At 69.3% G+C, this 14,677-nt stretch carries 13 protein-coding genes; 11 read left to right on the plus strand and 2 right to left on the minus strand.

What is annotated here, in order from left to right; all coding sequences use genetic code 11:
- The first annotated feature begins 30 nt into the window (after positions 1-30).
- A complete protein-coding gene (locus tag PV396_RS17675; protein WP_319205726.1) occupies positions 31-1,014 on the plus strand; it encodes a helix-turn-helix transcriptional regulator in 984 nt (327 codons plus the stop codon).
- A 17-nt stretch (positions 1,015-1,031) separates the two neighbouring features.
- Positions 1,032-2,060, plus strand: coding sequence for a helix-turn-helix transcriptional regulator (locus tag PV396_RS17680; RefSeq protein ID WP_319205727.1), 1,029 nt, complete (start codon positions 1,032-1,034; stop codon positions 2,058-2,060).
- On the opposite strand, the gene PV396_RS17685 is transcribed toward PV396_RS17680, so the two are convergent.
- A complete protein-coding gene (locus PV396_RS17685) occupies positions 1,960-3,159 on the minus strand; it encodes a helix-turn-helix transcriptional regulator (RefSeq protein WP_319205728.1) in 1,200 nt (399 codons plus the stop codon). The genes PV396_RS17680 and PV396_RS17685 overlap by 101 nt on opposite strands.
- Positions 3,160-3,770: 611 nt before the next feature.
- Here PV396_RS17685 and PV396_RS17690 point away from each other — a divergent pair.
- From PV396_RS17690 to PV396_RS17725, 8 genes are all read left to right on the plus strand, one after another.
- On the plus strand, positions 3,771-5,186 hold the full coding sequence (locus tag PV396_RS17690; RefSeq protein ID WP_319205729.1) for a VanZ family protein: 1,416 nt from the start codon (positions 3,771-3,773) through the stop codon (positions 5,184-5,186).
- A 302-nt stretch (positions 5,187-5,488) separates the two neighbouring features.
- Positions 5,489-6,703: a helix-turn-helix transcriptional regulator gene (locus PV396_RS17695; protein WP_319205730.1), complete on the plus strand. Its 1,215-nt coding sequence runs from the start codon at positions 5,489-5,491 to the stop codon at positions 6,701-6,703.
- A gap of 121 nt (positions 6,704-6,824) precedes the next feature.
- Positions 6,825-7,010 (plus strand): hypothetical protein, encoded by a 186-nt coding sequence (locus PV396_RS17700; RefSeq protein ID WP_319205731.1) that lies wholly within the window; start codon positions 6,825-6,827, stop codon positions 7,008-7,010.
- Entirely contained in the window at positions 7,007-7,174 is a 168-nt protein-coding gene (locus tag PV396_RS17705; RefSeq protein ID WP_319205732.1) for a hypothetical protein, read from the plus strand. The genes PV396_RS17700 and PV396_RS17705 overlap by 4 nt, the downstream gene beginning before the upstream one ends.
- Positions 7,171-7,362 (plus strand): hypothetical protein, encoded by a 192-nt coding sequence (locus PV396_RS17710; RefSeq protein WP_319205733.1) that lies wholly within the window; start codon positions 7,171-7,173, stop codon positions 7,360-7,362. Before PV396_RS17705 ends, PV396_RS17710 begins: the two co-directional genes overlap by 4 nt.
- A gap of 313 nt (positions 7,363-7,675) precedes the next feature.
- Positions 7,676-9,223, plus strand: coding sequence for a circularly permuted type 2 ATP-grasp protein (locus PV396_RS17715; protein ID WP_319205734.1), 1,548 nt, complete (start codon positions 7,676-7,678; stop codon positions 9,221-9,223).
- Positions 9,220-10,161 carry an alpha-E domain-containing protein gene (locus PV396_RS17720; protein WP_319205735.1) on the plus strand — a complete coding sequence of 314 codons (942 nt, stop codon included), beginning with the start codon at positions 9,220-9,222 and terminating at the stop codon, positions 10,159-10,161. Before PV396_RS17715 ends, PV396_RS17720 begins: the two co-directional genes overlap by 4 nt.
- 62 nt (positions 10,162-10,223) lie before the next feature.
- Complete coding sequence (locus PV396_RS17725) at positions 10,224-11,066, plus strand: transglutaminase family protein (protein ID WP_319206334.1); 843 nt, start codon at positions 10,224-10,226, stop codon at positions 11,064-11,066.
- Positions 11,067-11,148: 82 nt separating this feature from the next.
- Here PV396_RS17725 and PV396_RS17730 read toward each other — a convergent pair whose 3' ends face one another.
- Positions 11,149-12,246 carry a sugar ABC transporter substrate-binding protein gene (locus tag PV396_RS17730; protein ID WP_319206336.1) on the minus strand — a complete coding sequence of 366 codons (1,098 nt, stop codon included), beginning with the start codon at positions 12,244-12,246 and terminating at the stop codon, positions 11,149-11,151.
- Positions 12,247-12,645: 399 nt separating this feature from the next.
- Here PV396_RS17730 and PV396_RS17735 point away from each other — a divergent pair, with 399 nt between their 5' ends.
- On the plus strand, positions 12,646-14,643 hold the full coding sequence (locus tag PV396_RS17735) for a fibronectin type III domain-containing protein (protein ID WP_319205736.1): 1,998 nt from the start codon (positions 12,646-12,648) through the stop codon (positions 14,641-14,643).
- Positions 14,644-14,677: the final 34 nt, after the last annotated feature.

A 14,677-nucleotide genomic window follows, 5' to 3' on the forward strand; every position in this document is an offset into this window, starting at 1 on the left:
TGCACGTTCAGGACCCTGGGGGGTGGAGAAATGACAACAAAAGACACTAAACCGACACATCCCCACGCCGTCACTGAGTTGTGCGACGAAGGGACGCGGATTTACGCCAGCGCTCTGCGCTCAGGAAAAATCACTCGCGGAGAGGTGGAACCCGCTCCGTGCCTGCTTGAGTTCGCGCTGCTTCACCCTGATCCGGATGACGCGAACTGGCTGCGCCCGGTCCCGCCGGCCATCGCCCTCGCGCAGCGGCTGCACCCGCTGGAGCGCGAGATCCAGGAGACCCGGCGCCATACGGTCGAGCTGACCGATGCCTTCGACCCGTTTATCGCGATCAGTACCCAGAGCCAGGCGAGTATCCACGCCATCACCGTGCTGGAAGGCTTCGACCGGATCAACACGGCCCTGGACTATGCCACCGCCGAGTGCCATACCGAGATGCTCACGATCCAGCCCGGCGGTGGCCGACACGCCGACACCCTGATGCAGGCACTGGAGCGCGACAGGCCACTCACCGACCGCGGGGTCAGGATGCGCACGCTCTATCAGCACACCGCCCGGCACAGCCAGAGCACGCTGGCCTACATCGAGCACATATCCGACGGAAAGATCCAGGTCCGTACGTTGGAAGAGCTCATCGAGCGTCTGATCATCTTCGACCGTACAGTCGCCTTCATCCCGGCGAGTGACGACCGGCGTGTCGCGCTCGAACTCCGGCACCCCGGACTCGTCACATACCTCAGCAAGGTCTTCGAGCAACTCTGGCAGCGCGCGGTCCCGCTGACCGAGAACGTCCCGAACGACGTCGACCCCAACGGCATCACCCCCGTTCAGCACTCCATCGCCAAGCTCCTCATCGAGGGCCACGTCGACGAGGCCATCGCCCGCCGCCTCGGGATGAACGTACGCACCTGCCGCGCCCACATCGCCAAGCTCGCCACCGCCCTGGGCAGCGGCAGCCGCGCCCAGCTCGGGTTCCTGATCGCGCAGTCGGGGATCCTCGACCAGGAACACTGAGCACAAGGGAGTCACCAGTGACGACACGGCACCCGCACGGGGCCGAGGAACTGTGCGAGGCCGGCCTGAGCCTGTACGGCCGCGCGCTGCGCGAGGGCCACGTCCCGGCGGGCGAGGCCGCGGACACACCCTGCCTGCTCGACTTCGGGCTGCTCCAGCCGGACATCGAGGACCCGCTACGACTGCGCCCGCTGGCCCCCGCGGTGGCTCTTCCCCGGTTACTGCGCGAGAGCGCGGAGGCGGTCGCCAGGAAGCGGCGGCAGGAGGCGCTGCTGGCCGAGGCGTTCGAGCCTCTGATGCACCTCGACGCCCCGGACGCGGCGACCGCGACGCCCATGATCAGCCTCCGCAGCGGCTTCGACAGGATCAACCGGATCATCACCCGCACCTTGGCGGAAGCCTCCGACGAACTCCTCGCCATCCAGCCCTACACGGGCCTGCTCTCCAGGACCCTGACCGCCCTGGAACGCGACCAGGCCCTCCTCGACCGGGGCGCCCGGATCCGCACCCTCTACCAGCACACCGTCCGCCACTCCCCCACGATCCGCGCCCGCTACGAGACGCTGAAGGGCGACGCCGAGGCCCGCTCGCTGGACGAGGTCACCGACCGGCTCATCATCGTGGACCGGACCGTCGCCTTCATCCCCGCCAACGAGGACCGGACCCTCGCGCTGGAGATACGTCACCCGGTCCTCGTGCGGTACTTCGTCACCACCTTCGAACGCCTGTGGGGCCTGGCCACTCCCATGTACCCCGAGGCCGTCCGGCCCCCGTCCCTCAACGGCGTCACACCCCGTCAACGGGCCATCGCCACCCTCCTCGTCGAGGGTCACACCGACGCCGTGATCGCGGGCCGACTCGGCATGAACATCCGTACCGCCCGCGTCCACATCGCCAAGCTGGCCGCCACCCTCGGCAGCGAGAGCCGCGCCCAACTCGGCTATCTCATCGGGCAGTCGGGGATTCTGGAGCCGGAGCAGGAGCAGGACCCGGAGCAGGAATCGGGGCCGGGGTCACGGTCGGGGTCGTCCGCGCCGGAAGACTGAGCGCCGGGCCCGCGCCCGGCTCGGCGACGGCCCCCGGCGGCCCGTCCAGGCCCGCCTGTGCGATCCGTACCCCCAGCTGCGTCCGGCTCGCCGCCCCCAGCGTCTCCGACAGCCGCGCGATGTGCGCCCGGCAGGTGCGCACACTGATGCCCAGGCGCTCCGCGACCATCGCGTCCTGGTGGCCCTCCGCGAGCAAGGCGGCGATCGACCGTTCCCGGTGGGAGATGCCCTCGATGCCCGTGTCGGGCAGCGGGGCCGTCAGCGGGACGGCCAGGCGCCACAGCCGGTCGAACACCGTGACGAGGTACTGCACCAGCGCCGGATGACGGATCTCCAGCGCGACCGTCCGCTCCGCGTTCGCCGGGATGAAGGCCACCGTGCGGTCGAAGAGGATCAGTCTCTCGACCACTTCGTCCAGGGTGCGCGCCTCGGCGGCCGAACCGACCAGTTCCAGGTAGTTGAGCAACCCCTGCCCGTGCCGGGCCACGTGGTTGTACAGGCCGCGCATCCGCACGCCGCGTCCACGCAGTTCGAGCGCGCGGTGCAGGCCCTCCGACAGTTCGTACTCACGGCGGATGCCGCCGGGCTGGACGGTGAGCACCTCGGTCGTACACGCCTGGGTCGCCTCGTCCATCGCGGTCTGGATACGGGCGAGACCGTCCAGGACCCGCAGGGCCGTACCCTCGCCGTAACCGAGGCCCGAGCCGAATCCGAAGCCGTGACCGGGCCCGGCCTCGGATTCGGATTCGGATTCGCCGCCGGAATCGGAACCCCGACCGGCGAACCGGCCCGGCTCGCCGAGCGCGGTGAACCGCTCGAAGGCCTCGACCGCCGAGCCCACGCGCCGCTGACTCTCGCTGACCTCGTCGTAGACGCCGCGCAGCAGCCGGGTCATGACCTCCTGCGGGGACGTCGGCACCAGCCAGGCCATGTCGTCGGGGTCGGGGTGCAGCAGGGCGAGTTCGAGCAGGCACGGCACACCCTCGGCGTCCACGCGCCGCACACGGCCCCGCCGTACGGCCCGGGAATACACCTGATCCCCGGCCTCGCACAGTCGGTCAGCACCGTGTGGATGCTCGTCCGTCCCGTGCCCGGCCATCGCCCATCCCACCGCTGGTTCCAGCCCTCTGCAGCGCAACTATGCGCGGCCTGGACGTGCTCCGCAACACGGCTCGACCCGCCGGGCGCCCCCAATCCCCTTACTATGTCCGACTTTCGCCCCTCCTCCGCCCGTGCCCCTGCAACAAGCTGACGGTAGTGGTCCGTTGCCCTCAAGGGCATTGTTGAAGGCGCTTCCCAGGGCGAAACGGGGGCGCCGAGAGGCGCGAACGGGGGAACGTCCTGAAGTGGCCTCGGCCGGATGTCCCCCATCCAGCCGGGGCCACAAGCATGCCCACAACAGGCCCGCCCTACGCGACGGGTGAGGAGAGGAGAGGCCATCGGGTCCGAGGGCGTGGCGGTGTGTCCTCAGGCAGGCGGCGAGGAAGCGGCGGGCATAAGGATGCCCTGGTCCTCGATCTTCAGACAGACGGCGTGGTCGTGGTCCCGCGTGCGAGGAGTTGCACTGGGCCGCGGCCACCGGCGTGCGATCCACGCAGCCCGCGATCCAACGGCAGTACCCGCCCATTTCTGACCCCTACGGCACGACCCGCGCCCCGCCCGGACTCAACGGGGCGCGCGCCCCTGCCTCGCCTCGGAAAGACTTCCTCTGTGTTCACCGCGATCTTCCAAGACCACTACGGTTTCCTCGCCGCCCTGTGCGCCGTAGCCCTGGCTGCCAGCGCCCTGGCCTGGCGGTTGAGCGTCCGTCTGGGCGCCCCGCACCACACGGGGTGGGCCGCCCTCGCCGCCACTCTGGTCGGAGTTCTCGGTGTCACGTCCTTCGGGGGAAGCGACGTACCGAGCGGCCAATGCGTCATCAACCACCAGTTCGCTGAGCCCTTCCACACCACCCAGGGCATCTGGAACCTGGGAATGTTCCTCCCGGTCGGATTTTTCGCCCTGCTCGCTCTGCGCAAGCCTTTCCCCGCGCTCGTGGGAGTAACTGTCCTGCCGTGCGTCATCGAACTCGCACAGGCACTCGTGCCCGGCATCAGCCGTAGTTGCGACAGCTCCGACGCCGAGATGAACATCGTCGGCGGCGTTCTCGGCGCCCTGGCCGCTGGCGTCCTCCTCACCGCCGGCCGCCGCACACTCGACTGGCGGGGCTGGGCAAAACCGGCCTCTTTCGCCGCCTTGGCCCTCGGGCTGGCGGGGATCGGAGTGTTCCGGACTGCCATCACCCCACTGAACTACGACGGCACAGGCCTCAGCAATGCCGACAGTACCCAGCGACAGGCCGCACACGAGGCCGCTCGCCAGGCCTTCGGCGACCGCTACCGGATCAGCCACGTCTACGTGCAACCCTGCGTGGGCGTCCGCTGCACCAACCTCCTCTTCCACGTCGCGGACGAAGGCATCGCAACCCTGGCCTGGCCCACCCGCCGTCACCTCAACATCCTTCTGGAGCAAAGGGATGTCCCAGGACCAGGCAGCTTCCCTGTCTCCGGTGCCACCACGCCTCGCGGCAAGGACGACGCGGCCCGCATCGCCGACCGGTACATGCGCGACCACTATCCCTGGGCAGCGCACGCCACCAGTCGCAAAACGTACCCCGTCGGGGAAAAGGCCACCTTCGGCTGGCTGACCAGTTGGCGCTTCTTCGACAGAGAAGGCGAAGACGGCATCCTCATGCCCCGCACGCTCGATGTCCAGATCAACCGCGCCGGGCGCGTCTCCCAGATCGACGTCACCGAGGGGCCCACCCACCTCGACGACCTGCCCGCGCCCCGGCTCAGCGCCGAGCAGGCCGAGCAGGTAGTCGTCCGGCAGGAGAACGCACAGAGCGCCCGGAGCGGACGCGGACCGTCGGGCCTCGAAGCTCACGCCACCACCCTCAAGGCCATCGACCGGGGCAACGGCTGGCGGCCCGAATGGCTCATCAGCACCGGCACAGGCAGCGGAGAAGAGGCCGACTCCAACGCCGGAGTCGGCTCCGCAGTCGGATCCGGCGCCGACACGCAGACCACAGCATGGGTCGACGCCATCGACGGAACCGTCCACGACAGCCAGTACCCCGCGGCATAACGGCACGACGGGACGAGCGGACGACGGGGCAAACATCGTCCGACGGCATGAACATCGACTGACGGCCCCTCACCGCCCCGCCGCGCTCGCCACCCCATAACAAACCGGATACCGCCCCGGTCTGTCGGAGAATGCACGTACCTCGCCTGTCGCGCAAGCTCCCCGAAACCACTCGGAGATCGTCCCATTGCGTCCCGCCCCTGCCGTCAGGTCATGGCGGACATATTTGACGCATACGCGCTGGCCGACGCATGGGACGAGATGTCAGTGCGGCCGGGTGGGGTCGCGCGTACCGTGGCGGCGTGGCAAACGAAGACCTGGGGCGGGCTCTCCGCCGCCTGCGCCGCCTGGCGTCTCTGACGCAAGAGGAACTGGCCGAGCGATCTGGCGTATCCGTCGACGTGATCCGTCAGCTCGAACAGCGCCGGAAGCATTCGGCGCGCCTACCCACGCTGCACGCGCTGGCGAACGGTCTCGGCGTAGAGCTGACGACACTCCTGGGGGACCCTCCTGCCGTCTCCTCGACGGCAGACAACGACGGGCCGCGCTTCGTGGCGGTGCGGCGTGCCATCATGCCGGCGCTCTGGGGGCCGGAGCTGGAGCCGCCAGGACCGGACTTTTCACTGGCCGACCTACGTGAGCAGATCGCGGACGGCTGGACGCAGTACCACGCGGCCGAGTTCGACACGGTGATGAAATCGCTGCCTGACATGATCTCGGGTGCGCGCGCGGCCGCGGTCTCGACCAACGGCGACGACCGGGGCGCCGGTTTCGCAGCGCTGGGCAAAGCTCTCCAGCTCGCCGGTCACGTCGCCGTGCGGATGGGGAAGACGGATCTCGCGCTCGTCAGCCTGGAGCGCGCCATAGACGCTGCCGAGCGATCCTCCGACCCCCTGCTACGTCCCATGATCGTCAACTCCGTCGCGTGGACGTACCAGCGGCAGGGGCGCCTCGGTGACGCCCTGGGTATCGCCCTGCGCGTCGCAGACGACATCAGGGACAGCGGGCACACGGCTACTGCTGACGGCCTGAAAGTCTGGGGCGCGCTGACGATGTCCGCCGCGACGTCTGCCGCACGTAGCAATGACTACGACCGGGCCTCTGCCTTGATGGCGAACGCGGAAAACGAAGCGGCCCAGGTGGCCAAGCTGCCGCAGGGCAGCGACAGCCGCATGGTCAGCGTGTTCAGCCCGTCATCGGTACGCATCGAGCGCGTCCGGCTGGCCGTCCAGTACGGCCACCCCGAGGATGCCCTGACCCTGGCGAAGGGAATGCGGCTGGGCAAGGACGTGCCCCCGTCCTGGCGGACGTGGCTGCTGCTGGACGTAGCCCGAGCCCATACGGACCTCGGGGACGCGGCGGGGGCCGTGAAGGCATTGGAGTCGCTGCGCCGTGTGGCGCCGACGTGGATGCGGCACCACACGCTGGCCGTGGCCATCGTGCGCGACCTGTGGGCACTTCCTCATCACCCGCCGGGGCTCCGGCCGTTGGCAGAGTTCCTGGGGCTTGGCGCATAACGTCGTAAAACTGGGACGCCACATCCCTGTCACGCTGCACAGCGCGCCGATTCCATAAGACGGACAGTGCCCCCGCGACCACGCGAACGGTCCGGGGCATGGACGACTGGTTGGAGCCGACATGCCCGAGCCTGTGCAGCCGGAACAACGCCCTGCCATCCCCCGCACGGGCATCGCCTGGTGCGCCTGGCACGAGGCGTACAGCAACACCGCCCGCCCGGTACGCGACACGTCCGGCGCCCGGCTCTTCGCCTGCCACTCATGCCGACAGGCCTACGACCTCACCCCCATCGCGGACCAGCCATGACCGCCCCCGCCAACCTGTCCACGGAGTGCACGGTCGGCCGGGAGCCCGGCTACCAGAACGTTCACGCGATGTGCCGCCAGACACGGGACGTTTCCCTCCCGCACTCCACCGGCATCCTCCTTATCGCCCGCTGCACCTGCACCTGCCACAAGGAGTCCGCATGACCACGGCGACGTCGTACCTACTGCAGATGCCCGCCGTACCGCCCGAGCCGACACCGGGCTGTGTGGTGTGCGCGAGCCTCGGCAGGCAGCGGACACAGGCCCGGAGCGTGAGCGACTACTCGCGGGTGTCCGACTGCAACGTCCGTATGCGCGCCCACACCTGCCGGACGATGCCCACACTCCACTGAGCAGTGTGCACCAGCAGGGCCCGCACCGGCGCGGTCGTCACCTCGGATCCGTACGGGCCTTGCCCAGGACCCTGCCGTTCTTCAGGTGCGCGAAGCACCTCGGGCGGATCGCTGGCGGAACCGTGCACGACAGCCAGTTCCCACCGGTGAAGACGGCGCCTGACAGCAGGTCACCGCTGTGCGGAACCCAATCCCCCTGGATAAACCGGACACCGCCCCCGTCCGTCGGGAAAACGCGTACCACGCCTTTCGCGCAAGCTCCCGGAAACCACTCGGAGATCGTCCCGTTACCTCCCGCCCCTACCGTCAGGTCATGGCGGACATATTTGACGCATACGCGTTGGCCGACGCGTGGGACGAGATGTTTGTGCGGCCGGGTGAGGTCAGGGCCGCCTATGAGCCGGTACTGGCGGCGCTTCAGCCCATCGAGCCGACCGAACTGCGCTTCCGGGCCGACCAGATGGCCCGGGCGTTCACCGACCGAGGGGTGACCTACGCCTTCGCGGGCGAGGAAAGACCCTGGCCACTGGACCTCGTACCGAGAATCCTCGACGCGCTGGAGTGGGATCTCATCCAGCGCGGGGTCGCCCAGCGGGTGCGGGCCCTCGAGGCCTATCTCGCGGACGCCTACGGGCACTGCCGGGCCTTCGAGGACGGTGTCGTGCCCTGGCGGCTGCTGCTCAGTTCGGCTCATTTCCATCGGGCCGCCCAGGGCATCGAGCCGCCCGGCGGTGTGCGTATTCACGTCGCCGGAATCGATCTCGTACGGGACGAGGCCGGGGACTTCCGGGTGCTCGAGGACAACGTCCGGGTGCCGTCCGGGGTGTCGTACGTCATCGAGAACCGGCGGGCGATGACCCGCATCTTCCCCTCCCTCTTCGCCGAGCAGCACGTCGTCCCCGTCGACGGCTACGCGCAGCGCCTGCTGGCCGCCCTGCGCGCCGCCGCGCCGGACGGGGCCGCCGCCGATCCGCGGGTCGTGGTCCTGACCCCCGGGCCGAGCAACGCCGCCTACTTCGAACACGCCCTGCTGGCCCGGCTGATGGGCGTGCAGCTGGTCGAGGGGCACGATCTGGTGTGCCGTAAGAACCGGGTGTGGATGCGGACCACGCGCGGTGAGGTGCCCGTCCATGTCGTATACCGGCGGCTCGACGACGACTTCCTCGATCCGCTCCACTTCCGGCCCGACTCGGTGATCGGCTGCCCGGGCATCCTGAGTGCCGCCCAGGCGGGCACCGTCACCCTCGCCAACGCCGTCGGCAACGGCATCGCCGACGACAAGCTGCTCTACACCTACGTACCCGATCTGATCAGGTACTACCTCTCCGAAGAACCGATTCTTCCGAATGTCGAGTCGTTCCGTCCGGATGAACCGGGGCAGTTGGACGCCGTGCTCGACCAGATCGACCAGCTCGTCATCAAGCCCGTCGACGGCGCCGGCGGGCAGGGCATCGTCATCGGGCCGAAGGCGGACAGGGAGACGCTTGAGCGGACCCGGGAGGCCGTTGCCGCCGATCCCCGGGGCTGGATCGCGCAGCGGCCGGTGGCGCTGTCCACCTCCCCCACACTCGCCGGTGAGCGGATGGCGCCGCGCCACATCGACCTGCGTCCGTTCGCCGTGAACGACGGCAACGATGTGTGGGTGCTGCCGGGCGGGCTGACCCGTGTCGCCCTCCAGGAGGGCAACCTGATCGTCAACTCCAGCCAGGGCGGCGGCTCCAAGGACACCTGGGTGCTCGCCGAGGGCCCCACCGAGACCCCGCACCCCGAGCCGGCCGCCACGCTTCCCGAGGTCGCCCCGCGCCAGCACGGACCCGACGGCAACCTCACCCTCGTACAGGAAGGGGCGCAACAACAGTGAACGACGTGATCCTCTCCCGGATAGCCGAGGCCCTGACGTGGACGGGCCGTTACGTGGAGCGGGCCGACGCCACCGGCCGCATCCTGGACGCCTATCTGCACCGCCTCCTCGAGGACCCCTGGCGCGACGAGGACGTGGCCTGCCGCTCCCTGTACGCGATCCTCGGCGTCGACGCGGGCGCCCAACCCGTCGACATGCAGCAGGTGTTGGACCAGCTCGCCTTCGACGCCCGATCGACGTGCTCGATCGAGGGCGCGCTGGGTGCGGCCCGGCTCAACGCGAGAAGCGCCCGGGAAGCCGTCTCCTCGGAGATGTGGGAGTGCCTCAACTCCACCTGGCACGCCCTCGCCGACCAGCGCCTCGCCGCCCGACGCACGGGCCCGTACGCCTACTTGGAGCTCGTACGGCGCCGGTCGGCCCTCTTCTTCGGCCTCGCCGACTCCACGATGAGCCGGGACGACAGCTGGCGGTTCGTCGTCCTCGGGCGCAGCCTGGAGCGGGTGGACATGACCGTACGGCTGCTGTCGGTACGGGTGTTGGACGCCGCCCACGCCCCCGACTGGCCCACGCTGCTGAGTGCGAGCGGTGCGGACGAGGCGTACGCGCGGGTGTACAGCGGCTTCGGGGACACCCCGAGAGTGGCCGAATTCCTGCTCCTGGACCGGGACTTCCCGCGCTCGGCGCTGCACGCCCTGACGACGGCGGAGGAGTGCCTCGCAGCTCTCGGACGCCCGCGCCAGGACCCGGCCCGCCGACCGATCGGACGCCTGCGCACCAGACTCGAGTACCTGGACTCACAGGCCCTGGAAGAGCAACTCCCTTCGCTGCTGCGGGACTTGCAGGTCGCCTGCATGGCCTCGGCGGAGGCGGTCGCGGAGAGGTTCTTCCCGTACCAGGGGCCCGTGGAGTGGGCCCAGGAAGGAGCGCGAGCGGTATGACGACCGATCGGCCCACACATTCCGCGCCGAACTCGGCGACGAACTCGGCGACGAACACGGCCATGATCCGCCGGCTCCGTATCCGGCACGTCACGCGCGTCGCGTACGCGCAGGCGGCGGTCTCCTCGCACAACGAGGTCCGGATGACCCCGCTGACGCTCCCCGGCCAGACCACGCTGGACGCCCGGGTCACCGTGAACCCGACGACGCCGACCTGGTCGTACTGGGACTACTGGGGCACGCAGGTCACCGGTTTCGACCTGATGGACCCGCACGCCGACCTCACCATCACCGCCCAGAGCCTGGTCGAGACGTCCCCGCCGGGCCCCCTGGACCCCGCGCCGAGCTGGGCGGAGGTGGCCGAACGGACCGCGAACTCACGCCTGTTGGAGTACGCGACGGCGACCACGCGTACGACCGTGCCGCCCGAACTGGTGGCACGGGCGAGGGAGGTGGCCGCGGGCCTCGACCCGCACGCCACGGCGACGGCGGTGTCCGCGCTGGTCGCGGACCGCGTGTCCTACCTGCCGGGGACGACGGGCGTGAACACGTCGGCGGCGGAGGCGTGGGAGCAGGGTGCCGGCGTGTGCCAGGACATCGCCCATGTGACCATCGCGCTGCTGCGCGGCCTCGGCCTGCCCACCCGCTATGTCTCCGGCTACCTCCACCCCGAGCGGGAGGCGGAACTGCACCGCCCGGTGGCCGGGCAGTCCCACGCCTGGATCGAGTACTGGGCGGGCGACTGGTGCGGCTACGACCCCACGAACCGCACCCGCGCCGACGAGTCCCACGTGGTGGTCGGCCGGGGGCGCGACTACGACGACGTGACCCCGCACAAGGGCGTGTACCGGGGCGTGGCCGGGGGCCCGCCGGAGGTGACGGTGGAGTTCACGCGGGTGGCGTGAACCGTCCCGTACGAGGTGTGCGTGTCCCCGGGAGTGAGCTCCCGGGGACACGTGAACGTGCGGGACGGGCGACAGCGTGTGCCTACTTCAGGCCCAGGGCCGCGCACTCGTCCTCGTACTTCTGGGTGCAGATGTCGGACACCTTGTAGATGCCGTCCTCGATGACCGTGCTCTTGATGTTGGACTTCGTCAGGGCGACGACACTCACCAGCTGGGACGGGACGTCCTTCTCGGTGGGGCTGTCGACCTTGTCCCGGGTGAGGGCGTCGAACTGGATGTCGCGGCCCTGGATGTGGGCGACGGCCATCTCGGCCGCCGTCTGGGCCTCCTGCGGGTACGACTTGTAGACGCTCATGTACTGCTCGCCGGAGATGATCCGCTGCACGGCGGCCAGCTCGGCGTCCTGCCCGGTGATCGGCGGCAGCTTGCTGACGCCCGCGGCCTCCAGCGCGTTGATGATGCCGCCCGCCATGCCGTCGTTGGCGGAGTAGACGGCGGCGATGTTGTCCTTGCCGATGGCCTCGATCGCCTTCGTCATGTTCGCCTGGGCGTTCTCCGGCTTCCAGTCCTTGGTGTCGAAGGACTGCGCGATCGTCACCTTGCCCTTGAGCTCGGAGAGGGCGCCCTCCTTGAACTGGGCGGCGTTCGGGTCGGTCACCGACCCGTTCATCATGACGATCTTCTGGGCGGGGTTGATGCTGCCGCCGAGCGCCTCCAGGATGGAACGTCCCTGCACCTCGCCGACGAGCTCGTTGTCGAAGGAGATGTACGCGTCGATGGGGCCCTCGGCCAGCCTGTCGTACGCGATCACCGGGATCCCGGCGTCCTTGGCCTTCCTGACCTCGGGCGCGATGGCATGCGCGTCCACGGCGTCGAGGAGCAGGACGTCGACCTTGTTGTCGATCATCTGCTGGAGCTGCCGGGCCTGCTTGGCGGCGTCCGCCCCGGCGTTGGCGTACTCGACCCTGCCCTCGCCGTTGGTGAGCGACTCGACCTTGTTCTTGATGATCGGGTAGTCGAACCTGTCGTACCGAGTGTTGGCCGTCTCGGGGAGCAGCAGCCCGACCGTGATGTCGTTGCCCTTCGCCGGGGTCGCCTCGGCCGTGTTCCCGCTGTCGGCGTCGAGCACGCCGCAACCGGCGGCGAGGGAGACCGTGACCGTGGAGGCGGCCACGGCCATCGCTGTACGACGCAAACGAGCCACACGAGTCACACGACTCAAGTGAGTCGGACGAGCCGGACGAGTCAGACGAAACATTCGGGTGCTCACTTCAGGTGCTTATGGGACGTGGACGCATCAGTGCGACCCATGTGTCCGAAAGACAACGTCGGCGAGCCCCCGGGCGTCAAGCGGAACTACGGAACGAGAGGGCAAGATCACAGCGCGCCGTGCGGGTGAAGAAGTGATGGAAGACCGCGCGAACTCTCTCCGTGCGTCCTCCATCGGGTGGGGAACTCGGGTGCGTGGAGAGGACGGCAAGATCCGTACAACCATGTGCATCCCTCACCGGTCCTGATCATCGACGGCTCACTTCCGCCGTTCTGGAACGGACGCGACGCGACCGGAGCGAAGGACCGAATGATCTCAGCCAGAAGTACGACAGCCAGGGTGCCGGCGAGGGCCACGGTCACCGCGAGGGCCACCGCCGCGACCGCTGTCGCACTCGCCACCGCCGGCGGACTGCTCACGGCGGTCACCTCCACGCCCGCCGCGGCGGCGACGACGTGCACCTCCCCCACGTACACGAGGCAGTTCTTCTCCAACACCACCTTCTCCGGCACCGCGAAGCGGACCGACTGCGACGCGTCGATCGCGGAGAACTGGGGAGCCGGGTCCCCCGCCACGGGCCTCCCGAAGGACAACTTCTCCGTGCGCTGGACGGTGACCCGGGACTTCGGCTCGGGCGGCCCCTTCGCTCTGGTAGCGGCAGCGCAGGACGGCATACGGGTCTACATCGACGGCACGCGGAAGATCGACCTCTGGAAGAACGTGTCGTCGACGGTGAAGAAGACCGTCAACGTCACGGTCCCCTCCGGCAAGCACACCCTGCGCGTCGACTACGCCAACTGGAACGGCAACGCGAACGTCAACTTCGCCTACGCGCCCCGGACTTCGGCGACGGTGGACAGGGTCAAGCCCCTTGTCCCGACCGCGCCCACCGTCACCTACGACAAGACGACCGGCAAGGCGAAACTCACCTGGGCGAAGAACAAGGAGATGGACCTCGCGGGGTACCGCATCTACCGCCGCCTCAACGGCACGTCCTTCTCCGGCACCCCCCTCGCGACGACCACCGCCACCACCTACACGGACTCGACCGTCCCGAAGACCAGCCAGACGTACGCCTACGAGATCCGCGCCCACGACAAGGCAGGCAACCAGTCCGCCGGCACCGCCGATCTGACCGTGACGACCGTCGACAAGACGCCGCCGGGCCAGGTCACCGGGGTCGAGGTGACCGTGGCCGCGTCCGCCGTGCGGCTCGACTGGAAGGCGGTCGCCGACGCGTTCTCCTACAGCGTCTACCGGGCGAGCGCGCCGCAGGGCCCGTACACCCGGATCACCCAGGCGGTCAGCGAGACCTCCTACACCGACGTCACGGCGAACATCAAGCAGCGCGCGTACTACCGGGTCACGGCCGTCGACAAGAACGGCAACGAGTCCGTCCCGTCCGCGACCGTCGACCCCGGCGAGCCCGACACCACGGCACCGGCCCAGGTCACAGGCCTGACGGCGCAGGGCACGACGGCGGGCAACGCGGTCCGCTGGGAGGCGTCGTCGGCCGACGTGGAGCGCTACGAGGTGTGGGCGGCCCCCGTCGGCCAGTCCGACCCCGACGGCCCGGACATCGCCCTCGGCACCTCCTTCAACGACACACGGGCGGAGGACGGCGTCCCGGTCACGTACAAGGTCCAGGCGATCGACGCGTACGGGAACGCCTCCCCGGTGTCCGAGACGGTGACCGCGACCCGCCCGGCGCCCGGGGAGTCGGCCGCGCCCACGGGCCTGACGGGCACCCTCCGCGACAGCGACACCGCACTCACCTGGGACTACTCGACGGACGCCCGGTTCGGCTACCGCGTCTACCGCCGCACGGGTGGGAACGACGCGTGGACGCGGATCAGCGAGGACGAGGTGACAGCGGTCCGCTACAACGACACCGAGGCCCCGGTCGGCCCCGCCTCCTACTACGTGGTCGTCCTCGACCAGTACGGCAACGAGTCCGCGCCCACGGGAGTGTTCACGGTGAACCGGGCGACTCCGGCGACGTCCACCGGCCCCAAGCCGCCGACCATCAGGCTGTCCGCTCCGTACACGGAGTGCACCGCGAACGACTGCGCCGCGCACGGCAGTTCGGGCACTCCGGTCACTGTGACGCTGACTCCTGACCCGGAGCGGCTGATCGGTGGCTACTCGTACAAGTTCTCCAGTGACACCAGCTATACGAGAACCACGAAGTCGACGGTCACGTGGACGCCGCCCAGGTCCGGCCTCTTTGTCTTCGAGGTGCAATCGGTGGACTACTACGGAAGCCGGAGCGGCGCCTCCACTCAGATCGACTTCAAGGTGGGCTGACCTCACCTGCCCCACTCGAACAAATTCACACCAG

It is taken from the genome of Streptomyces sp. ME02-8801-2C (assembly GCF_033793965.1).
Classification (GTDB): domain Bacteria; phylum Actinomycetota; class Actinomycetes; order Streptomycetales; family Streptomycetaceae; genus Streptomyces.